Origin of the sequence: Kutzneria chonburiensis, from assembly GCF_028622115.1 — a bacterium.
Lineage (GTDB): Bacteria > Actinomycetota > Actinomycetes > Mycobacteriales > Pseudonocardiaceae > Kutzneria > Kutzneria chonburiensis.
The window spans coordinates 9,795,700-9,816,605 of record NZ_CP097263.1; the positions used below are offsets into that span (position 1 = coordinate 9,795,700).

25 protein-coding genes are annotated in these 20,906 nt (G+C 70.3%); 15 read left to right on the plus strand and 10 right to left on the minus strand.

Annotated elements, in window-relative coordinates:
• Positions 1-2,043, minus strand: coding sequence for a Stk1 family PASTA domain-containing Ser/Thr kinase (pknB, locus tag M3Q35_RS45585; RefSeq protein WP_273938834.1), 2,043 nt, complete (start codon positions 2,041-2,043; stop codon positions 1-3).
• 92 nt (positions 2,044-2,135) lie between these two features.
• On the opposite strand from pknB, the gene M3Q35_RS45590 reads away from it, so the two are divergent.
• Both M3Q35_RS45590 and M3Q35_RS45595 read left to right on the plus strand, forming a co-directional pair.
• Positions 2,136-2,504, plus strand: a complete 369-nt coding sequence (locus tag M3Q35_RS45590; protein WP_273938835.1) for an Rv2175c family DNA-binding protein — start codon at positions 2,136-2,138, stop codon at positions 2,502-2,504.
• 233 nt (positions 2,505-2,737) lie between these two features.
• Complete coding sequence (locus M3Q35_RS45595) at positions 2,738-3,016, plus strand: hypothetical protein (RefSeq protein WP_273938836.1); 279 nt, start codon at positions 2,738-2,740, stop codon at positions 3,014-3,016.
• Here M3Q35_RS45595 and M3Q35_RS45600 read toward each other — a convergent pair.
• Together M3Q35_RS45600 and mptB are read right to left on the minus strand one after the other, a co-directional pair.
• Positions 3,013-3,885 (minus strand): phytoene/squalene synthase family protein, encoded by an 873-nt coding sequence (locus M3Q35_RS45600; RefSeq protein ID WP_273938837.1) that lies wholly within the window; start codon positions 3,883-3,885, stop codon positions 3,013-3,015. The genes M3Q35_RS45595 and M3Q35_RS45600 overlap by 4 nt on opposite strands.
• Complete coding sequence (gene mptB / locus M3Q35_RS45605; RefSeq protein ID WP_273938838.1) at positions 3,882-5,501, minus strand: polyprenol phosphomannose-dependent alpha 1,6 mannosyltransferase MptB; 1,620 nt, start codon at positions 5,499-5,501, stop codon at positions 3,882-3,884. The genes M3Q35_RS45600 and mptB overlap by 4 nt, the downstream gene beginning before the upstream one ends.
• A 105-nt stretch (positions 5,502-5,606) precedes the next feature.
• Here mptB and M3Q35_RS45610 point away from each other — a divergent pair, with 105 nt between their 5' ends.
• Positions 5,607-7,202, plus strand: a complete 1,596-nt coding sequence (locus M3Q35_RS45610; RefSeq protein WP_273938839.1) for a long-chain-fatty-acid--CoA ligase — start codon at positions 5,607-5,609, stop codon at positions 7,200-7,202.
• On the opposite strand, the gene M3Q35_RS45615 is transcribed toward M3Q35_RS45610, so the two are convergent.
• The gene (locus M3Q35_RS45615) at positions 7,180-7,626 is read right to left on the minus strand and encodes a MarR family winged helix-turn-helix transcriptional regulator (protein WP_273938840.1); all 447 of its coding nucleotides are present in this window, start codon (positions 7,624-7,626) and stop codon (positions 7,180-7,182) included. The two genes, M3Q35_RS45610 and M3Q35_RS45615, sit on opposite strands and share 23 nt — an antisense overlap.
• 28 nt (positions 7,627-7,654) lie before the next feature.
• Here M3Q35_RS45615 and M3Q35_RS45620 point away from each other — a divergent pair, with 28 nt between their 5' ends.
• The gene (locus tag M3Q35_RS45620; RefSeq protein WP_273938841.1) at positions 7,655-8,479 is read left to right on the plus strand and encodes a p-hydroxycinnamoyl CoA hydratase/lyase; all 825 of its coding nucleotides are present in this window, start codon (positions 7,655-7,657) and stop codon (positions 8,477-8,479) included.
• Here M3Q35_RS45620 and M3Q35_RS45625 read toward each other — a convergent pair.
• Positions 8,464-9,321, minus strand: coding sequence for a helix-turn-helix transcriptional regulator (locus M3Q35_RS45625; RefSeq protein ID WP_273938842.1), 858 nt, complete (start codon positions 9,319-9,321; stop codon positions 8,464-8,466). The two genes, M3Q35_RS45620 and M3Q35_RS45625, sit on opposite strands and share 16 nt — an antisense overlap.
• A gap of 130 nt (positions 9,322-9,451) precedes the next feature.
• Here M3Q35_RS45625 and M3Q35_RS45630 point away from each other — a divergent pair, with 130 nt between their 5' ends.
• Complete coding sequence (locus M3Q35_RS45630) at positions 9,452-10,213, plus strand: SDR family oxidoreductase (protein WP_273938843.1); 762 nt, start codon at positions 9,452-9,454, stop codon at positions 10,211-10,213.
• 115 nt (positions 10,214-10,328) lie between these two features.
• Here the strand turns inward: M3Q35_RS45630 and M3Q35_RS45635 are convergent, their stop codons facing one another.
• Positions 10,329-11,093, minus strand: coding sequence for a crotonase/enoyl-CoA hydratase family protein (locus M3Q35_RS45635; RefSeq protein WP_273938844.1), 765 nt, complete (start codon positions 11,091-11,093; stop codon positions 10,329-10,331).
• Positions 11,094-11,142: 49 nt separating this feature from the next.
• Between M3Q35_RS45635 and M3Q35_RS45640 the strand changes: the two genes are divergently transcribed.
• The 8 genes from M3Q35_RS45640 (at position 11,143) to M3Q35_RS45675 (ending at position 16,395) form a co-directional block, all read left to right on the plus strand.
• Positions 11,143-11,778: an HNH endonuclease family protein gene (locus tag M3Q35_RS45640; RefSeq protein ID WP_273938845.1), complete on the plus strand. Its 636-nt coding sequence runs from the start codon at positions 11,143-11,145 to the stop codon at positions 11,776-11,778.
• 180 nt (positions 11,779-11,958) lie between these two features.
• Positions 11,959-12,117 (plus strand): hypothetical protein, encoded by a 159-nt coding sequence (locus M3Q35_RS45645; RefSeq protein ID WP_273938846.1) that lies wholly within the window; start codon positions 11,959-11,961, stop codon positions 12,115-12,117.
• 168 nt (positions 12,118-12,285) lie between these two features.
• Positions 12,286-12,777, plus strand: coding sequence for a helix-turn-helix transcriptional regulator (locus M3Q35_RS45650; RefSeq protein ID WP_273938847.1), 492 nt, complete (start codon positions 12,286-12,288; stop codon positions 12,775-12,777).
• Positions 12,778-12,849: 72 nt separating this feature from the next.
• Complete coding sequence (locus M3Q35_RS45655; protein WP_273938848.1) at positions 12,850-13,680, plus strand: lytic transglycosylase domain-containing protein; 831 nt, start codon at positions 12,850-12,852, stop codon at positions 13,678-13,680.
• A 24-nt stretch (positions 13,681-13,704) separates the two neighbouring features.
• Entirely contained in the window at positions 13,705-14,091 is a 387-nt protein-coding gene (locus M3Q35_RS45660; protein WP_273938849.1) for a hypothetical protein, read from the plus strand.
• A 4-nt stretch (positions 14,092-14,095) separates the two neighbouring features.
• Complete coding sequence (locus tag M3Q35_RS45665; protein WP_273938851.1) at positions 14,096-14,410, plus strand: DUF3817 domain-containing protein; 315 nt, start codon at positions 14,096-14,098, stop codon at positions 14,408-14,410.
• A gap of 34 nt (positions 14,411-14,444) precedes the next feature.
• Entirely contained in the window at positions 14,445-15,758 is a 1,314-nt protein-coding gene (locus M3Q35_RS45670) for a nucleobase:cation symporter-2 family protein (protein WP_273938852.1), read from the plus strand.
• A 28-nt stretch (positions 15,759-15,786) separates the two neighbouring features.
• Positions 15,787-16,395 (plus strand): malonic semialdehyde reductase, encoded by a 609-nt coding sequence (locus M3Q35_RS45675; protein ID WP_273938853.1) that lies wholly within the window; start codon positions 15,787-15,789, stop codon positions 16,393-16,395.
• Positions 16,396-16,399: 4 nt separating this feature from the next.
• On the opposite strand, the gene M3Q35_RS45680 is transcribed toward M3Q35_RS45675, so the two are convergent.
• Positions 16,400-17,143 (minus strand): hypothetical protein, encoded by a 744-nt coding sequence (locus tag M3Q35_RS45680; protein WP_273938854.1) that lies wholly within the window; start codon positions 17,141-17,143, stop codon positions 16,400-16,402.
• A gap of 6 nt (positions 17,144-17,149) precedes the next feature.
• Between M3Q35_RS45680 and M3Q35_RS45685 the strand changes: the two genes are divergently transcribed.
• The gene (locus tag M3Q35_RS45685) at positions 17,150-17,512 is read left to right on the plus strand and encodes a hypothetical protein (protein WP_273938855.1); all 363 of its coding nucleotides are present in this window, start codon (positions 17,150-17,152) and stop codon (positions 17,510-17,512) included.
• 198 nt (positions 17,513-17,710) lie between these two features.
• Entirely contained in the window at positions 17,711-17,914 is a 204-nt protein-coding gene (locus tag M3Q35_RS45690) for a cold-shock protein (protein ID WP_273938856.1), read from the plus strand.
• Between the two features lie 57 nt (positions 17,915-17,971).
• Here the strand turns inward: M3Q35_RS45690 and M3Q35_RS45695 are convergent, their stop codons facing one another.
• The 3 genes from M3Q35_RS45695 to M3Q35_RS45705 all read right to left on the minus strand — a co-directional run bounded on the left by M3Q35_RS45695 (position 17,972) and on the right by M3Q35_RS45705 (position 20,894).
• A complete protein-coding gene (locus M3Q35_RS45695; RefSeq protein WP_273938857.1) occupies positions 17,972-18,481 on the minus strand; it encodes a DUF6292 family protein in 510 nt (169 codons plus the stop codon).
• A gap of 136 nt (positions 18,482-18,617) precedes the next feature.
• Positions 18,618-19,430 (minus strand): DUF3152 domain-containing protein, encoded by an 813-nt coding sequence (locus M3Q35_RS45700; RefSeq protein WP_273938858.1) that lies wholly within the window; start codon positions 19,428-19,430, stop codon positions 18,618-18,620.
• 165 nt (positions 19,431-19,595) lie between these two features.
• Positions 19,596-20,894, minus strand: coding sequence for an MFS transporter (locus M3Q35_RS45705; RefSeq protein WP_273938859.1), 1,299 nt, complete (start codon positions 20,892-20,894; stop codon positions 19,596-19,598).
• Between the last annotated feature and the right edge of the window lie 12 nt (positions 20,895-20,906).

Here is a 20,906-nt window from a genome sequence, read left to right on the forward strand (position 1 = left end):
TCACGGGAACACGTGCACGGTGATCTTCGTCCCGGTCTTGACCCGGGTGCCGGGCGCCGGATCCTGGTCGAAGACCTTGCCGTTCTTGCCGCCGAAGAAGCCCTGCACGTCGATGTCCAGGTTGAGCCCCTTGAGCGTGTCGCGGGCGTCGTCGGCGTTCATGCCCCGCAGGTCCGGCACCACAACGGCGTTGGACACGATCACGGTCACCTGGGTGTTGCCGCCGGTCACGGTCTGCCCGGCGGCCGGGTCGGTGCGGATGACCTTGCCGGTGTCGACCGACTCGCTGAACTCGGCCGGCCCGTCCACCGGGTCGAAACCGGCCTGCTGGAGCTTCTGGAACGCCTGGTCGTGCGGCAGGCCGAGGACCGAGGGCACCGGCTTCGGGGCCGGCCCCTTGCTCAGCACGACCACGACCCCGCTGCCCACGTTGACCTGGGAGCCGGCGGCCGGCAGCAGCTTGACCACCTTGCCGGCCGGGATGTTGTCGCTGAACTCGTCCTTGCTCGCGTCGCGCAGCGACTGGAGCTCCTGGTCGGTCAGCAGCTTGTTGGCCACGGCCTGGTCGGCGCCGGCCGGCACGGCCGGCACCACCGGCTTGCCCTGCGAGATGCTCAGCTCGACCGACGTGCCCCGGCGCACCTGCTGCTGCTCGCCCGGGTCGACGTTGGCCACGAGGCCCTTGGCCACGTCGTTGCTGTGCACGTTCTTCTCGGTGTACTTCAGGCCGGCGTCGCTCAGCTTCTGCTCGGCGACCGACGTCTGGAGGCCCTTCACCGTCGGCACCTGTGCCCACTGGCCCGAACCCAGCCACCACGCCGTGGTGGCGACGGCGGCCGCGAGCACGACGATCACGGCCATCCAGATGTAGAAGGCCCGGCGGCTCTTGGTGCGCTGCTGCTGGTAGCGGTCGACCGGCGACTGGGCCCGGATCGGGGCGTGCCTCGCGGTGACGGCGTTGGCCTCCATGTCGGCCCGCGACATCGCGCGGGTGCCCATGGGGCCACCCATCGGCGGGTTCAACGGGGGCGCCATCGGCGCGGGCATCGTCGGCGCAAGGAGAGGCGCCGGCGTGGCCGCCGTGATGGGGCTGAACTTCTCCGTCGGCGGACCGTCGTCACGGACGCGGATCGTGGCGTCGGGCTGCGGGCTCGACTTCACCATCGGCACCGGCACCGTCTGAAGGCCCAGCGACAGGGCAGTCATCTGCACCTCGGCCAGCAGGGCGTCGGCATCCAGCGGTCGCAGCGCCGGGTCCCTACGGGTCGCGCGCAGCACCAGGTCGTCCAGGGCCGGCGGGATGCTGCCGGTGGCCGCCTCGCTCGGCGGCGGCACGTCGTCGTTCACGTGCCGGTACGCCACCGAGATCGGGTTGTCGCCGGCGTACGGCGGCACGCCCGTGAGCATCTCGTACAGCAGGATGCCGGCCGAGTAGACGTCGCTGCGCGGATCGGAGGCCCCGGTGGCCACCTGCTCCGGCGACAGGTACGCCACTGTGCCGAGGATCATGTCGTCGCTGGTCGTGTTGGCGCTGGCCATGGCCCGGACCAGGCCGAAGTCGGCGACCTTGACCGCGCCGCCGCGGCCGATCAGCACGTTCTCCGGCTTGACGTCCCGGTGCACGAGGCCGGCCCGGTGCGCCGCGCCCAGCGCCGACAGCACCTGCTCCAGCACGCTCAGGGCCAGCGCGGGCTCCAGTGCCCCGCGCTCTCTGAGCAGGTCACGCAGGGTTCCGCCGTCGACCAGCTCCATCACCAGGAAGACGTTGTCGCCGGTCGGCGACCGGTCGACGCCCTGGTCGTAGACGCCGACGACGCCCGGGTGGTGCAGCTGCGCAGCAGTGCGGGCCTCACGGACGAACCGGTCGATGAACGACTGGTCGTCGGAGAACCTCGGATCCATCACCTTGATGGCCACCGGCCGTTCCAGTCGGGTGTCGACACCCCGGTAGACCGTGGACATCCCGCCGCGCGCCAGCAGGGTGTTGACCCGGTACCGCTGCTCAAGCAGCCCCCCGATCAGGTTCGCGCTCTGGGTTCCCACGGCACACGATGGTAGGCGAGTCCCCCGACGGTAGCTGTGAAGGAGGCGAATCGGACTCGGCAACCGGGCCCGGCCTGTGGCATCGTGACCGCGTGAGTGCCATTCCTGTCGCTGCCGATGTGCTCAGCGCTGACCTGGAAGTCCTGCCCCTGCCCGACGTCGCCGAGCGGCTCGGCGTGCCGATCACGCGCGTGCACCAGATGCTGCGGGACGGCCAGCTGCTGGCCTGCCGGCGCAACGGCATCCTGATCATCCCGGCCCTGTTCCTTTCCGACGAGGGCGAGGTGGTGAAGGGCCTGTCCGGCACCATCACCGTGCTCAAGGACTCGGGCTATTCCGAGGACGAGATCCTGACCTGGCTGTTCACCGCCGACGACTCCCTGCCCGGCACGCCCGTCGAGGCGCTGCGCGGCGACCGGGGCCGCGAGGTGAAGCGAAGGGCCCAGGCTTCGGCGTTCTGACGCCGCCTTTCGTCAGGAAGGGCCCCTTACTGACGTTGAACGCCAGTATCGGTCCCTTGATCTTGCCGGCGATGTCAGGAAGGGGTCCTTCCTGACGTTCAACGCGAGGATCGGTCCCTTGATCTTGCCTGACCCCCTTCGGGTGACCGGGGTCGCTCGAAGGGGTGGGCGGGCTTGAAGCGGGGCGGGGGGCGGCGGTGGGGTGGCACATCCCCACTGAGAGGACCCACCCCATGTCACGGATGGCCCGTACGGCCGGCATCGCGGTCGCTCTGCTCGCCGGGACGGCGGCGCCGCTGCTGACCGCGGCCCCGGCCCAGGCGGCGGCCCAGGACTGCATCCAGTACCTGGCCAACCACTACGAGAAGCCGACCCAGCAGGCCCTCACCGGCTGCGCCTTCGGCGCGGTGCTGGCCAAGGCGACGTGCGTGAACTACATGACCACGAACGGCGTCACCCCCGCTGACGCGAAGGAAGCGTGCAGGCTGGCCGGCGAGCACGACCAGAACTAGCGGGACAGCAGGGCGCGGACCAGCCCCGGCAACGCGACGGCGAGCCGGCGGCTGGTCGGCACCACGGCCCGCGGGCCGAACACGTCGTAGTCCGAAGCGGCGAGCTCGTCGAGGATGCCCTGGTACAGGGTGAAGGCCACGGAGACGCACGGCCGCGACTCGGGGCCCAGTAACGCGATGCCCGGCGCGGCGTGCCGGTACACGGCCCGCGTACGGGCGGCCAGGTGGGCCATGGCGGCCCGTACGCGCGCGTCCCGGCGTCCCGACGCCCGGCACCACTCCAGCAGCGCCCGGTCGACGCCGAAGGCGGCCAGCTCGTCGGCCGGCAGGTAGACGCGGCCGCGGTCGAGGTCCTCGGCCACGTCACGCAGGAAATTGGTCAGCTGGAACGCCTCGCCCAACGCGGCGGCGTACGGCTCCGCGCCGTCCTCGGCCCCGAGCACGGGCAGCATCTGCAACCCGATCACCTCGGCCGAGCCGCGCATGTAGGTCCGCAGCTCGGCGTACGAGGCGTACTCGCACTGGTGCAGGTCCATCCGCATCGAGGCCAGGAACTCCTCGAACAGCCTGTGCTCGATGCCGTACCGCCGCACGGTGTCGGCCAGCGCGGCCAGCACGGGATGGTCCACGACGCCGGTCAGCGCCGCCTTGAGCTGCTGCTCCAGCGTGTCGAGCTCGACGGCGGGGGAGGAGCCGGGGTTGTCCACGACCTCGTCGGCCAGCCGGGCGAAGCCGTACAGGGCGTGCACCGCCGGCCGCCGGTCGGCCGGCAGCAGCAGGGTGGCCAGGTAGAACGTCTTGCCGTGATGAGCGTTGAGCCGTCGGCACTGGGCGTAGGCGCCCGGCAGATCCGACACCGTCAGACTCACGGGTGGTGCCTCAGCGCCTTCTCGGGGGCGTCCCTGATGAACCGCAGCGACAGGTTGAGCGGATCGGGCTTGAGCAGCGACACGGCGGCCAGCACGGACACGCCGACGATCACGACCATGTAGCCCCAGTCGTACAGCGCGGTCCCGCCGGACGGATACGTGATCAGCAGCAGCCACACCGAGCCGCAGGCGGCCAGCGTGAGCGAGGCGGTGCCCCAGGCGAAGCCGGCGGCCAGCACCAGCGCCCAGCTGAAGTACCAGGGCAGCGTGACCGGGGCGAGCAGGGCGAAGGCGGCCATGCAGATCGCGGCCCGGCGGATGGCGTCGTGGCCGCCCTCGCGGGCCAGCCACCACTGCCGGACGAGGATGTAGACCAGCAGCAGCGAGCCGAGCGTCCTGGTCACCGTGACGAACGGCTGCACCTCGCCGACGCCGACGAACCAGTCGAGCACGGTGTAGACGGCCTGTCCGACGCCGGACGGCAGGGACAGCCAGTTGATCACGATGGACGAGCCGCTCAGCGCCGGGATCCAGCCCAGGTCGACGCCGGCGGCCAGGGTGCACAGCACGAAGATGCCGCCGAACAGGCCGACCGCCGGGAACGCGGCCCGCACGAAGCGGTAGCTGCGGGTGCCCAACGGGATGTGCGCCATCCAGATCCAGATCAGGAACGGCAACGCGATCGCCGCCGTGGCCTTGACCGAGAAGGCCAGCGCGACCAGGGCGATGCCGGCCAGGTGTCGCCGGTCCAGCACCAGCACCACGCCGACCGCCATCAGGCCGATCATCAGCATGTCGTTGTGCGCGCCGCCGATCAGGTGCACGACCAGCAGCGGGTTGGCCCCGACCAGCCACAGCGCGATCGAGGAGTTGCCGCCGAGCCGGTCGCACAGCCGCGGCAGCGCCCACCACAGCATGGCGAAGCCGACGGCCAGCACCAGGCGCATCAGCAGCACGCCGCTGATCAGCGAGGTCAGGCCGTCGCCGGTGATGGCGACGATGCCCTTGGTCAGCAGCACGAACAGCGGTCCGTAGGGCGACGGCGTGTTCTGCCAGACGATGCTGACGTTGTCGGACAGGGCGCTGGGCAGCGCCGAGGGGCCGACGCCGTACGGGTCGAGGCCGTGCAGCGCCAGGTCGCCCTGGGCCAGGTAGCTGTAGACGTCCCGGGTGAACAGCGGCGGGGCGATCATCAGCGGCGCGATCCAGATGACGATCACCCGGATCATGTACGCGTGGTTGACCCGCCCGGCGCGGGCGTGCCGGCCGAGCCGGATCCAGGCCCAGATGGCCAGGCCGAGGCCGAGGTAGAGCAGCCAGGTGGCCAGCATCATGCCGTGGCCGTAGCGGATCCAGTTGAAGGCACCGTTGGCCAGCACCGGGTCGTGGATCAGGGTGGCGCCGGCGCCCATGCCGCCGCCGGCGATCAGCACCATGCCGGCCAGGCCGAGCAGCGCGGTTCTGATCGGGAACGGCCAGACGCGCTCCGGCTCGGGGCTCGGGGCGGCGGTGACCCCAGGAGTTTGAGCGGTCAGGCGCGTAGGGCCGAGCGGCACCGGAGCAGGGTCGGCGCTGGAGCGGGGAAGGGAAGGCGTCGCGGGCATCGCGCCGTCCATCGTCCCACAACCTCCGACCGGGTGAGCGCGCAGCGGCACGGACGTCACGGGGAGTTCACCGGCGGAGCCTTCTCGAATATCAGGTAACCTGATATTGTCACGGTCGTGAAGTCGTTGATGCAGGACGTCCCGCTCACGCTCGACGTGGTGCTGCGCCGCTGCCTCGAGACCGGGGTCGGCGTGGAGGTGGTGTCGGCGACACCGGCTGGAACGGTGCGCACGACCTGGGGTGAGATCGGCCGCCGGGCTACCGCTCTGACCGGTGTGCTGGACGGGCTCGGCGTGCCGGCCGGCGGCCGGGTCGCGACCTTCGCGTGGAACACGCATCGGCACGTCGAGCTGTTCCTCGGCGTGCCCTGCGCCGGTCGCGTCGTGCACGGCGTGAACGTCCGGCTGACCGATGACGAGATCCTCTACCAGCTCCGCAACGCCGGGGACGAGGTGCTGTTCGTCGACGCCTCGCTGACCGACCGGCTGGCCGAACTGGCCGACCGGCTACCGGTCAGAGCGGTTGTCGTGCTCGACGACGGCGCACCGGTCAATCCGGTGTTCGCCGACGCGCCGCGCTACGACGCACTGGTTGAAGCGGTGCGTGAGACCGAGCTCGTGCCGCGGGCGAAGCCCGACGACGCGGCCTGGATCTGTTACACGAGTGGTACAACTGGCATGCCCAAGGGCGTGGTCTCGTCGCACCTGGCCTGTGTCGTCCACTCCTTGTCTTCCATGACCGTCGACTCGCACGCGGTGTCCCGCGAGGACGTCCTGCTCACGGTCACGCCGCTGTTCCATGTCAATGCCTGGGGCCTGGCCTATACGAGCGCCCTGGCCAACGCCAAGCTCGTGCTGCCCGGCCGCGACGCCAGCGGCGCACATCTGGCCGAGTTGATCGAGGCCGAGCACGTGACGGTCGGCGCGGCCGTGCCGACGGTGTGGGTCGACCTGGTCGGCCAGCCGCACCGGATGGATTCGATGCGCCGCGTGCTGTGCGGCGGCGCGCCCGCGACCCGATCCCTACTGGACGCCATCGCCCGCCGCGGCTGGGCCTTCCACAAGGGCTGGGGCATGACCGAGATGCTGCCCAGCGGCACCATGCAGGTGCAGCCGCCCGACCTCGACCTGGACAGCCCGGCCGGCGCGATCACCCGCGTCGGCAAGCCGTCGGCCGGCGTGCGGGTGCGGCTGGTCGGTCCCGACGGCCAGGTGCTGCCGTGGGACGGCAGGACCACGGGCGAGCTGGAGACCAGCGGACCGTGGGTGATCCGGGCCTATCTCGACCCGGACGACGACAGCAACGACACCCGCTTCCACGACGGCTGGCTGCGCACCGGCGACCTGGCGGTGATCCACCCGGACGCCACCGTGGAGATCGTCGACCGGGTCAAGGACGTGATCAAGTCCGGTGGCGAGTGGATCAGCTCGCTGGCCCTCGAGCAGGCCCTGGCCGCCCATCCCGGCGTCGCCGAGGTCGCCGTGGTGGCGATCCCGGACGACAAGTGGGGCGAGCGACCGGCCGCGGCCGTGGTGGCGGCCGACGGGCTCGCGCCGTGTGCCGAGGAGCTGGTGAAGTTCCTGGCCGAGCGGGTGCCGCGGTGGTGGCTGCCGGAGCGGATCGTGCAGGTCGACGCGCTGCCGCTGACCACCATCGGCAAGCCGGACAAGAAGGCGCTGCGGGCCCGGCTCAGCTCTCCGAGCCGGAGCTGAGCATGCGTACGCAGCTCCGCAGCAGCTGCGGCAGCCGGTCGCGGTCGCCGGCGGCCAGCTCGGCCAGCATGCGCGCCTCGATCTCGTTGATCAGCGGCTCGCACTTGTCCAGCACGGCCTGGCCGGCCGGGGTGAGCTCGGTGCGCATGATCCGGCCGTGCGCCGGGTCGGCCTCGCGGCGGATCAGCCCGGCCTTGGTCAGCGCCGCGATCACCTCGCTCATCGACTGCGGCGTGGTCATCGCGCGCCGGGCCAGCTGGGCGTTGGACAGGCCGGTCTGCCGTTGCAGCACGGACAGCGTCGTGTACTGCGGCACGGTCAGGCCGTGCGGGCGCACCGCGTCCTCGATGAGCAGTCGCAGGGCGCGGTCCAGCCGGCCCACCAGATAGCTCAGCCGCGGCTCCGGCGCTTGCTGGGAAAACACGACAGAACACGTTACCCGGGAGGTACGAATGACTGAATGGAAGACCGTGCGGGTCGACGTGGTCGACGGCATCGGCTGGGTCGAGCTGAACCGGCCCGACAAGCGCAACGCGATGAGCCCGACGCTGAACGCCGAGATGATCGACGTGCTGCACACGCTGGAGGCCGACCGCTCGTGCGGCGTTGTGGTGATCACCGGCGCCGGCGACGCGTGGTCGGCCGGCATGGACCTCAAGGAGTACTTCCGCGAGGTTGACGAGTCCGGCGACGAGGCGTTGCAGATCCGGGTCCGGCGTGACTCGTTCGAGTGGCACTGGCGGCTGCTGCGCAACTACGCCAAGCCCACCATCGCCATGGTCAACGGCTGGTGCTTCGGCGGCGCGTTCGTGCCGCTGATCGGCTGCGACCTGGCCATCGCCGCCGACGAGGCCCAGTTCGGCCTGTCCGAGATCAACTGGGGCATCCCGCCCGGCGGCCTGGTGTCCAAGGCCCTGGCCGACACCGTCGGCTCGCGGGAGGCGCTGTTCTACATCATGACCGGGCGCCTGTTCGACGGTCGGCAGGCCGCGCGGATGGGCCTGGTCAACCAGAGCGTGCCGCTGGCCGAGCTGCGTTCCGAGGTCGAGAAGCTGGCCCGCGAGCTGCTCGACAAGAACCCGGTCGTGCTGCGGGCGGCCAAGATCGGCTTCCGCAACGCGCGGACCATGGACACCGACGGGGCGCTGGACTACCTGTACGCCAAGCTGGAGCAGTCCCAGTTCCTGGACAAGACCCAGGGCCGGCAGCAGGGCCTGCACCAGTTCCTCGACGACAAGTCCATCCGGCCGGGACTCCAGTCCTACACCCGCTCCTGAACCGGCGAGATCCAGTTGCGCAGCAACTGGATCCGCTCCGCCGTCGGCGATCCCGGCTCGACGTTGTAGACGCACAGCGTCTGATCGGGATCGCCGGGCAGGGTCAGTGCCTCGTAGTGGAACTCAAGGTCGCCGACGAGCGCGTTGCGGTACGTCTTGCGGCCGTGGGTGCGTTGCAGCACCTTGTGGTCGTGCCACCAGCCGGAGAACTCGGGGCAGCGCACGGTCAGCTCGCCGATCAGGTCGGCCAGCTGCTTGTCGTTGGGGTGCCGGCTGGCGTCCAGGCGCAGCATCGCCACGGTCTCGGAGGCGTAGCGCTCCCATTCGTCGCTACCTGAGCGTGCCTCGGGATCGAGCATGAGGTAGCGGGCGAGGTTGCGCTGCCCCGCCGGCATCGCGTCGAAGTCGGTCAACACCGCACGGCCCAATGCGTTGGACGCCAACACGTCCGTGCGCCGGCCGAGCACGAACGCCGGCACGTGGTCGAGCGTCTGCAACATCAGGTACAGGCCCGGCCGCACGCGTTGAGGGCCGTTGCTGGTGTTGCGACGGGCCGCCCCGCCGGGCTTGGTGAGCAGGTTGGTCAGGTGCTCGTGCTCGGTGCCGTCCAGCCGCAGCGCCTGGCTCACGGCCGCGATGATCTCCGGCGACGGATTGCCGGCGCGGCCCTGCTCCAGCCGCGTGTAGTACTCGATGCTGATACCGGCCAGCCGCGCCACCTCGTCCCGACGCAGCCCCGGCACGCGGCGCGCACGGCCGTCCGCCGGCACCCCGGCGGCGTCCGGGCTGATCCGGGCCCGGCGGGTGCGCAGGAAGTCGGCGATCTCGGCGCTGCGGTCCATGCGTCCCAGTGTGGCTGCTTCCGCCGCGGCGTGGGTGGCCCTGTCCGTACCAGTCAGCAGCGGGAGTGGTTGTCGACCTCGTCCGGTGGTGGTGTTGAGGCATCCCACTTCAGACGTAAGGAAAACCGAGATGTCCAAGGTTCTTGAAGGTCGCGTCGCCGTCATCACCGGTGCGTCCAGCGGTATCGGCGAGGCCGCCGCCGAGCACCTGGCCGAGCTGGGTGCTCAGGTGGTCGTGCTGGCCCGGCGGGCCGACCGGCTGGCCGAGCTGGTCGCCCGGATCGAGAAGAACGGCGGCCAGGCGCTGGCCCTGTCGGTCGACGTGGCCGACGCCGCCTCCGTACAGGCCGCCGCCGACCGGGTCGCCGCCGACTTCGGCGGGGCCGACCTGCTGTTCAACAACGCCGGCGTGATGCTGCCGGCGCCGGTCGAGCAGCAGCGGTCTGACCAGTGGCAGCGGGAGATCGACACCAACATCACCGGGCTGATGAACGCCGTCGGGGCGTTCGTGCCGCAGCTGGTGGCGTCGGCTCAGGCCCGCGGCGTCGCCGACCTGATCAACACGTCCTCCATCGGCGCGAAGAACATCTACCCCAACTTCGCCGTCTACGCCGGCACCAAGGCCTTCGTCACGCACACGTCCCGCACCCTGCGGGCCGAGCTCGGGGCCAAGGGCGTGCGGGTCTCGGCGGTCGAGCCGGGGCTGGTGCGCACCGAGCTCCAGGACCACGTCACCGACGCTGCGTCGAACGAGTGGCTCGACGGCGTGAAGGACAGCCTCGAATGGCTGACCGCCGAGGACGTCGCCCGCCTGGTCGGCTTCCTCGCCTCACAGCCGCCCCACGTCAACCTGGAGCAGGTCACCATCATGCCCACCGCCCAGGGCAGCTGAACGCTTGGAAGGGGCCTTCCTGCACTCCGGGTGGAGGAACGACGCCTTGATCTTGACCCCGATACTGTGAAGGGGCTTTCCCGCACTCCGAGTGCGGGAAAGCCCCTTCACGCACTCAAAACTGGCCGTGGCGGCCGGCGCCGGTGGCGAAGCGGGCGGCGCCGGCGAGGGTGTCGGCGGTAAGGGATTGCTTGCCGTAGGCCAATTCCTGGGCAATGGCGTCCACTTCGGACAGGCCGTGCTGTTCTCGGGCCGACAATCGGTCGTTGCGCATGCAGGTCTGCGGGAACCTGGCCAGCTGCTCGGCCAGCTCCACGGCGGCGGTCAGCGCCTGGCCGGCCGGTACGACTCGGTTGGCCAGGCCGATGGCCAGCGCCTCGGCGGCGTCGACGGGACGGCCGGTGAGGATGAGGTCCATGGCCCGGCTCTCGCCGATGAGCCGGGGGAGTCGCACGGTGCCGCCGTCGATCAGCGGCACGCCCCAGCGCCGGCAGAAGACGCCGAACACGGCGGTCTCGTCGGCCACCCGGAGATCGCACCACGCGGCGAGCTCAAGGCCGCCGGCGACGGCGTGCCCGCTGACGGCGGCGATGACCGGCTTGCCCAGGCGCAGGCGCGTGGGCCCCATCGGGCCGTCGCCGTCGTCAGTAACGGCATTGCCGTTACTGGTGCCGACGGCCTTGAGGTCGGCGCCGGCGCAGAAGTAGCCGCCGGTCCCGGTCAGCACGGCCACGGCGGCGGCCGGGTCGGCGTCGAAGGCGCGGAACGCGGCGGCCAGCGCGGCGGCGGTCGGCCCGTCCACCGCGTTGCGGGCGGCCGGTCGGTTGATTGACACAATCGTGACCGGTCCGCGAGTTTCCACGAGAACGTCGTCAGCCATGCCGGCCAGGTTCCCATGAAATTGCATGGCGACAAGAAATGATCTCGGCATGCGCTCGAGCCGATGGTTGCTGACCCTTGCCGGAGTTGTCGTTCTCGTGATAGCGGCGTTCGTCATCAAGGACGTCTCCGGGCCGACTACGGCCAGTGGTTCCTCGCCCGCCCAGGTGCAGTTGGCCGAGCTGCCGATCGCCGCCCAACACTCGATGGCCGGCTATTCCCGCGACCGGTTCAAGCACTGGGTCACGCAGGGTAACGGCTGCGACACCCGGGAGGTGGTCATCGAGCGCGACGGCAAGGACGTGCGCAAGGACGCGTCCTGCCGCGCGACCAGCGGCCACTGGACCAGCCCGTACGACAACAAGCAGATCGACAAGGCCTCCGACCTGGACATCGACCACATGGTGCCGCTGGCCGACGCCTGGCGGACCGGGGCCGACAAGTGGACCGACGAGCGGCGTTCGCAGTTCGCGAACGACCTGACCGCGCCCCAGCTGCTGGCCGTCTCGGCGGCCAGCAACCGTGGCAAGGGCGACCAGGACCCGGCCGCCTGGAAGCCGTCCAACCAGGCCTACTGGTGCACGTATGCCACCAACTGGGTGATCGTCAAGCACACCTACCAGCTGTTCGTGACCCAGGCCGAGCACGACGCCCTGGCCACCATGCTGACCTCGTGCCCGAGTTGACACCTTTGCGCACTCTGACCTGCGATCACCGCTGCGTACGCTACCGTTCACAACGATCCCGACGGAGTTAACCCGAACCGGGAACCGGCGACACACCGCTCGCGCTGGGCGACGTCGGCCGCGGCATGGTCGATCATGGACCGCGAGTGCGGGTCCGCGAACGAAGAAGGTGCACGAGGGATGAAAAGGGTACTCATCATCGCCGGTGCGGCGCTGGTCCTGTTCGCGCTCATCGCCCAACCGGCGGCTTCCGCGGGCTGGGTGAAGGAGATCCTGGGCGGCCTTGGTAACGCTGCGCAGGCGATCATCACGTTCGTGCGCGAACTCGTCCCCTCATGACACCTGCTCGGCCGATTGCGCAAAGTAGTCGGCCCGGGCACAGTTCCACCGACCGGGTGCATTAACCCCGATCACGCCCTGGTAACGGGAATCGGGTCTAGCGGTGCTCCGGCGGAACGCAATACGGTTCGCAGGCGTTGGGTGATCATCAGCCATGAGGAGGCACGGATGGTCGAAGACTCCGGGGTCGACGAGCTCGTCAGGCAGTGGACTGCCGAGCGGTCGCAGGACGCCGAGCTTCAAGAGGTGAATCGGATCAAGTCCCAGTGGCTTGCCGAGACGCCGTCCGTGCCGCGGCAGCGGCCCGGAATTCCCGCCCAGCGGGGCGGTCGGGGCAGCGCGCGTGGCCTGTTCGAGGTGGACGCGGTCGACCCGGCCTACCTGGCCGCCATGCGCAAGCGGCTGCCCGGGGTGCCCGACGAGCTGCTCACCGAGGTGGCGACGTGCTGGCAGCTGGCCGGCGCCGTCGAAGAGGCCGAGGCCTGGTGGGACGCCGGCATCAGCCCGCTCGACCAGCGTGCGCTCGACTACCGCGCGGCCGGCCTGGCGCCGTCCGACCTGGCGCGCCGACTCGGCCCGCTCACCGTGCTGGAGCATCTGCGTCGGGGCAGTGCGGCAGCGTGGTGCGTGGCCCGGCTCAACCGGCAGCAGCGTCCCTGAATCAGGCGAACCGGCGGTGAGTCGCCGCCGGTAACCAGTGGTTTTGAGGCTACTTATGAGTAGCCTGTGGTGATGGCGATCCAGCAGTCCGAGTCGACGGCGCCACCGTCCGCTCGCCCACCGAAGGTGGTGTTCCGGCTGCTGGTTGTCCTTCTCGTGCTCGCGGTGGCGGGCGCGGCGCTGTGGCTGGTCGATCGGGCCAGCACGCCCACGCCTCATCCCGTCGCGGTCGACTTCCCCGCACTGCACGTCGCACCGGCACCGGTGTCCGTGGGTGCGGCGGCGCCGGCCACCGACGCCGCGCAGCCGTCGGCCCAGGCCAGCGCGGCCGGCCGGCAGGAGACCGCCGACGCCTGGCTGGCCCGCGTGGCCGGCGCCACCGGCATCCCGGCCCGTGCCCTGCGCGCGTACGCCAATGCCGACCTGACCATGGCCAAGGTGCAGCCCGGCTGCCACCTGCCGTGGACCTTCCTGGCCGGCGTCGGGCGCATCGAGTCCGACCACGGCCGTTTCGGCGGGGCAACGCTGGCCGCCAATGGTGACGAGACCCGGCCCATCATCGGCGTGCCGCTCAACGGCTCCGGCGTGGCCGACATCTCCGACACCGACGGCGGCCGCCTCGACGGCGACGCCGTGCACGACCGGGCCGTCGGCCCCATGCAGTTCATCCCGTCCACCTGGCGGAACTGGGCCTCGGACGGCAACGGCGACGGGGTCGCCAACCCGCAGAACATCGACGACGCCGCCGTGGCCGCGGCCCGCTACCTGTGCGCAGGCGGCCGCGACCTGGCCACCGCCTCGGGGTGGTGGGCGGCCGTGCTGTCGTACAACAACTCGGTGGAATACGGACAGAAGGTCTTCGCGGTGGCCGATGCCGCCGCCAAGGCCAGTGCGAGTCGCTGACCCGTCGGTGTTACCGTCGACAGCGTGGTTCGAGGTCTGCTCGCCCCCCGCTGGCTGCTGGTCCATCTGCTGGCCATCGCGGCCGTGGTCGTGTGCTTCCGGCTCGGCTGGTGGCAGTGGGACCGGTCGCAGGAGTCGTCCGGCACCCTGCAGAACCTCGGCTACGCCTTGCAGTGGCCCCTGTTCGGCCTGTTCGTCCCGTTCATGTACTGGCGGATGTGGAAGCTGGACAAGGAACGCCGCGCCGCGGAGGCGTCTCGGATCGTGGACGCCCCGGTCGTCGACGATGCCCCCAAGCCTCGCCGTTCGCCGACCGAGTGGCGGACCGCCGCGCCGGCCGACCAGGTCGACGACGCGATGGCGGAGTACAACAGCTACCTCGCGGCGCTGAGCGCGAGAGACGGAGAGTAAGTCGATGAAGGGGTCCCTCGCCCGCTTCCGGTTCATGGCCTACCTGACCGGTGTCGGCCTGCTCGTGCTGACCGTCGGCGTGATCCTGAAGTACGCGGCCGACGCGCCGACCCTGGTCGCGGTGGTCGGCCCGATCCACGGCTTCCTGTACATGATCTACCTGGTGTGCGCGTTCGACCTGTCGCTGAAGAGCAAGTGGCCGCCGCTGTACACGCTGGGCGTGCTGCTGGCCGGCACCATCCCGTTCCTGTCCTTCGTGGCCGAGCGCAAGGTGACCCATCGGGTCACGGCTCAGCTGGAGCAAACCGCCGCAGCGTGACGCGGCGGTAACGCGGCGGACCTAGACTCCGCCGATGACCGTGCACCCTGTGGATCAGCGGCTCCCTGCTGGCCAGCTGCTCACGTTCGGCCTCCAGCACGTGCTCGCCATGTACGCGGGAGCGGTGGCCGTGCCGCTCATCGTCGGCGGCGCGATGCATCTGTCCACTGCGGACATCGGCTATCTGGTCAACGCCGACCTGCTGGTGTCCGGCGTGGCGACCCTGTTGCAGTGCCTCGGCGTCTGGGTCTTCGGGGCCCGGCTGCCGATCATGCAGGGCTGCACCTTCGCCGCCGTGACGCCGATGGTGATGATCGGCACCACCGGCGGCGGGCTGCCCGCCGGCTACGGCGCGATCATCGTGTCGGGGCTGATGGTGGTGCTGATCGCGCCCTACTTCGCCAAGTTGACGCGGTTCTTCCCGCCGGTGGTCACTGGCACGATCATCCTGGTGATCGGCGTGTCCCTGCTGCCGGTCGCGGTCGGCTGGGCCGCCGGCGGCGTCGGGTCGCCCGGCTTCGGCAAGCCGATCAACCTGGCGGTGGCCTTCGGTGTGCTGGTGCTCGTGGTGTTGGTGCACCGGTTCGTGCCCGGGCTGATCGGCCGGATCGCCGTGCTGGTCGGCATCGTGGTCGGCACGGTCGCGGCGATTCCGTTGGGGCTGGCCGACTTCTCCGGCATCGGCGGGGCGCCGGCGATCGAGGTGACCACGCCGTTCCACTTCGGACTGCCGACCTTCGAACCGGGCGCGATCATCGCATTCGTGATCGTCATGTTGGTGACGATGACCGAGACCAGCGGCAGCGTGCTGGCCATCGGCGACATCGTGGACCGGCCGGTGGACAGCCGCACGCTGACCAGGGCGCTGCGGGCCGACGGCCTGTCGAGCTTGTTGGGCGGCGTGTTCAACACCTTCCCGTACACCGCGTTCGGGCAGAACGTGGGTCTGGTCGCGCTGACCCGGGTGCGCAGCCGGTACGTGGTCGCCACCGCCGGCGGGATTCTGGTGCTGCTGGGGCTGTTCCCGATCCTGGGGCAGATCGTCGCCTCGGTGCCGTCGCCCGTGCTCGGCGGGGCCGGCATCGTCATGTTCGGCTCGGTCGCGGCCGGCGGCGTCCGCATGCTTCGGCAGGTGAACTTCGACGGCAATTCCAACCTGATGATCGTCGCCGTTGCCTTGGGGATCGGCCTGGTGCCGGTGGCCGCGCCGACCGTCTACGCCCAGTTCCCCGGTTGGTTCCAGACCATCATGAACTCGGGCATCAGCGCCGGCAGCATCGCCGCCGTCGTCCTCAACCTGCTCTTCAACGGTGTGAAGTCAAGCACTCAACCATCAGAGATGAAATAGTTGAGCGCTTGACTAAGTTGTGCGGAGCATGACTTCGACGCTGACCGACGTCCTCGAGCTCGAGCGCTCCGCCCAGGAACTGCTGTTCCACGAGGCCCGCACCGCCAACACGTTCACCGACGAGCCCGTCTCCGACGAGCAGCTGCGGGCCATCTACGACCTGGTCAAGTGGGCCCCGACCAGCATGAACATCCAGCCCCTCCGGGTGACGTTCGTTCGGTCGGTGCAGGCTCGGGCCCGGTTGCTGCCGCACATGGCCGAGGGCAACCGGGCCAAGACCGGCGCGGCCCCGGTCGTGGCCATCCTGTCCGCCGACAGCGACTTCCACGAGCACCTGCACCGGACGTTGCCGCACGTGCCCAACGCCAAGGACCGCTTCCCCGAGGTGTCCCGGCGCGAGGACATGGCCCGCTTCAACGCCCTGCTCCAGGTCGGCTACTTCATCCTCGGCGTCCGCGCCGCCGGTCTCGCCGCCGGCCCCATGACCGGCTTCGACGCCGCCGCCGTGCGCCAGGAGTTCTTCGCCGACGGCACCCAGGAGCCGCTGGTGATCGTCAACATCGGCAAGCCCGGCCCCGACGCCTGGTACCCGCGCCTGCCCCGCCTCGACTACGACGACGCCGTCCAGGTGCTCTGAGCGCTCAGAGTCGGACCGGCACCGGCACGATCCAGCGGTCGATATTGGTGTCGGCCAAGGACTTCGCCACGAGTGTGTCCTGGACCCGGGCGTCGGGCCCGGCGGCCCGGGCGTCGGGCCCGGCGGCCCGGGCGGCGATGGCCTCCTTGGCCGCGATGTCCGCACGGATCGCCTCCTCGGCTTCCCCGCGGGTCAGATACACCGCCACCGGCGACGTGATCTCGCGACCGCCGCCGGTCTTGGTCCGCACCACGACCGCGTGCACGTGTCGAAAACCCTGCACCGGCTCGGGATCGTCGGTCAGCGCGTCGACGAGGTCGCCCAGCGGGATCGCCGGGCCGGTCGGCCGCCACTCCGGGAAAGCGCTGGGCACGTGGTACGTCGGCTCGAAGGGCATCGGCAGCATCTTCGCCGCCGTCGCCTCCGGGCCGAGGTCGCTCTGCTCGTCCTCCTGCCACGCGAAGCTGTTGGCGCACACGTAATCCCGGATGTTGCCCGACTCCAGCACGAACGCGTCCGGCGGGAATTCCTCGTCCTCACGGGGAAAACGCACGACCAGACCGTCGTAAGTGGACCGGATGCACTGCTGATCCACGTTCTTGAACAACAGGTCCAGCCGCGTCGGTTCACCGGTCTCCACCGCGGACAGCAGCAACTGTCGGTGGGACACGAATTGCCGCCAGATCCGGACGCGCCGGTCGGTGCGGAAGAGGACCTCGCCCGGGACTCGGTCGTCGTGTGCGTGCATGCGGCCATGCTGGCAGAGAGATCGACACCGGCGACACGGGATAATTCGGAGGCAACGCCCGACTGGCGGGACTGGTTCCAGGTGTTCGACGGCGGGGTGTTCGACGGCGGCCACGACCCGTGGGCGCGGGCCGAGCAGCGCGGTGATGTCGTCCGGCTGACACTCGATGTCGGCGAGACTCTCGATGCCGACAAGGCCGACAGCCCGTTCTTCGACGTGCCGGTCGACCGGCTCCGAGAGCTGCTCACGCAGGCCGAGCAGCACCTGGTCGAATTCCACGCCCTGGCCACGGAGTGGCTCCGCCGGCAACTGCCCGAGCACGCCGAGGCCGTGAGCGCCGCCCTGCGCCACGCGCTGGACCTGCGGTAGAGGGCGGTTTTGTCGGGCGTGACCCGGTGTGGTTAGACTGGTGACGGTCGTTGATTTTGTGTCCGTGTTTCACCACGCGTTCGCGAGTCAGTGTCGTCGGGCGTATGGATTTTCCTCCAGGAAGAGCTCTCCCGCCGCAAGCGGCTCGGTCCGCCGCAGCCGCGGTGGGCCGCAAGCAACACCTGTTGAGGAGACACCATGGCTGAGGGCACCGTGAAGTGGTTCAACTCGGAGAAGGGCTTCGGCTTCATCTCCCCGGACGGCGGCGGCGCCGACCTGTTCGTGCACTACTCGGAGATCCAGGGCAACGGCTTCAAGTCGCTCGAGGAGAACCAGCGCGTGCGCTTCGAGGTCGGCCAGGGCCAGAAGGGCCCGCAGGCCCAGGGCGTCAGCGCCCTCTGAGCCTCGCCTCGTGACATCCGCGCCCGGTGGCAGCTGCCGCCGGGCGCGGATTTCTGTCTAGAAGTCGGCGGCGATCGCGTAGGTGGCGAGCCGGTCGGCCAGATGCCGGCGGTCCTGCTGATGGTGGCAACGGGCCTGAGGATGGCTCGGCGCGTCGGCCATGGTGTCGGAGACGAACCGCGACACGACCCACGGCGGCGGGGCGGGATCGTCACCGCCGAGCCGGGAGACCACGATCGGCGACTCGGTGGGATCGGTCTCGACCTGCACGGCCCAGCCGTCCCGCTCGCTCCACACCAGCATCAGGTCACGAGGCCCCGGCGCGGTCAGTCCGATGTACGCGGTCGCGGTGTCGCTGACCTCGCACGACGTGCCGGCGGCGGACTCGCCGACCGCGCTGGCCACGGCCCGCAGATAGCCGTTGAGCCCGAGCGTCAGGGCCCGCGTGACGTCGCCCCGGACGTCGTCATCGGCCAGACCTAGCATTGCTAGCAACGTGCCCCGGTCCTCGGCGTCGAGGGCGTGCCCGGCGACGGTCCGGGCGGCCATTTCCTGCTGTGTTCGCACGCGGTTCGACGTCATATCGCCGTTCCCGTCTCCGGCCGGATCGCGGCCGGGTCGGATCGCCGGGGGCCGACGGCCGCTCCAGCGGCGGACGTGCGAGGTGCCCCCGCGACACCCCGACCGTACCCCAGGCCGCGGCTCACCGACCCTGGCCGGCGACCGGGAACGGCCACGGATTCGGCTGGCAGACCTTGCCGTCACGGGGAATCACGATGCCCTGCGGGTTCTGTGTGGTGAGGTCGGCAAGGTCGTTGTTGGCCGTAGAAAGGGTTTGCTGCATCATCACCGGCGCCAGCCCGCCGTTCTCGGCGCACGGCTGGTGGTTGCCGCCGAAGAAGTGCCCGACCTCGTGGTTCACCGCGTACTGCTGGTACAGCAGGATGTTGCCCTGGAACGCCACCGCGCCGCGTTCCCAGCGGGCGTCGTTGAGATAGACGTTGTCGCCCAGCCGGCACGACGTGTCGTACGGGATGTCGAAGCCGCAGACCTTGCCGTCACGGGTGGTCTGCTGCGAGGCGAGCCGGATGTGCAGGTCGGCCTGCCCGGAATCGACGCGCTTGAGGGAGATCTGGCCGCCGCCGATCCAGCTCTTGGGGTTGGACAACGTGTTCTGCACGGTCTCGGCGAACAACGCGTCGCCGCCGACCGGCTGGAAACCGTCCTCGACCTCGACGGCGTACGTCGTCAGCCTGCCCTTGCCGACCTGGGCGGACGTCCCCGGCACGACGTGGAACGTCCCCTTGCCGACCGCCGGGATCGGGCCGCCGTCCGGCAGCTGGGCCGAGGCGAGCTGCTGGGCGAACCTGGCGCCGGGCGGGGCCTCGCCGATCGACACCGGCGACGAGGTGCCGGCCACGACCGGCGACGGCGTCGGCTCGGCCGGCGGCTCCTCCTTCACGATCCGGAAGGCGGTGATCGCGGTCAGGGCGATGACCAGCGGAAATGCGTACACCAGCCAACCCGCCCCGGGCTTGCGGCGAGCCGGGCGAGGCGGCTCGGCCGGCGCGGCGAGCGGCCGCACCGTCCGCCGCGCGTGTTGCCGGGCCTGCCGTAGTCGGCCGCCGGCCGAAAGTCGCGCCATACGGACTACTACGCGCGAGTAGGTAGTTCGGTTTGCTCAGATGTTGACCAATTCCAGATCCCGGCCGGTCGTGCGCGGCCCGAACAGACCCACGTCGAAGGCCACGATGATCATCGCGGCGGCGACCACCGCGAACAGCACCGCCGAGTTGGTCGAGTGCAGCAGCGGCACCAGCACGAACGGCATCGCCGCGCTGGACAGCCGGGACAGCGCGTAGGTCGAGCCGGCCGCCGTCGAGCGCAGGCCGGTCGGGAAGATCTCCGCCTGGTAGACGTGGAAGGCGTTGCTGAAGACGTTGCTGACGGCCGTGTAGAGGAAGCCGAAGGTCAGGATCAGGGCCGGCGACGAGGAGAAGCCGAAGGCCAGCCCGCACACCGCCATGCCGAGCCCGGACGCGATCACCAGGTGCTTGCGCTCGACCCGCTCGATGATCGGCAGCGACAGCGCCGCGCCGACCGGGTAGCCGATGAACGTGATCGCGCTGAACACCAGCGACTGCACGATCGGATAGCCCTTGGCCGCCAGCACCTGTGGCACCAGCGTGCCGAAGCCGTAGTAGCCGAACGTCTGGAGCAGGTGGAACACGGCCATCATCAGCGTGCGCCGGCGGTACGGCGGCCGCAGCAGCGCGCCGACCGAGGCCGTCGTGTTCGGCGTCTCCTCGGCCACCGGCTCGGGCAGGTCACTGCCGGCCTCGGCCTCGAACCGGGCCACGATCTTCTCGGCCTCGTCGCGCCGGCCGACCGACTCCAGCCAGCGCGGCGACTCCGGCAGCCCGGTGCGCAGCAGGAACACGATCACCGCGCCCAGCGCGCCGATCACGAACAGCCAGCGCCAGGCGTCCGGGCCCAGCGGCACCAGCCAGCCGGCCAGGAAGCCGACCGCCGGCACGCCGAAGAACGACAGCGTGTACGCGATGCCCGTGTACAGGCCGCGTTTCTTCGGCGGCAGCAGGTCGCCCAGGTACGTGTCGGAGACCGCCGGCTCCGCGCCGATGCCCACACCGGCCAGGAAGCGGCTGGCCATCAGCGTCCACGGGCCGATGCTGAACGCTCCCAGCAGCGAGAACACCGAGTACACGCCCAGGCTGAGCAGGAACGCCCGGCGCCGCCCGACCCGGTCGGCCAGCCGGCCCAGCACGATCGCGCCGACGAACATGCCGACGAACGTCGACGCCAGCACCGCCGGCAGGATGGCCTTGTCCAGGTGGAAGTTGGCCACCAGCACGTTGGCCAGCGTGCCGGCCAGGAAGATCTCGTAGATGTCGAAGAACAGGCCGAGGCCCACGGCCACCGTGGCCATCCGGTGCGTCCTGGTGATGGGCAGCCGGTTCATTCTCGCCGCTAT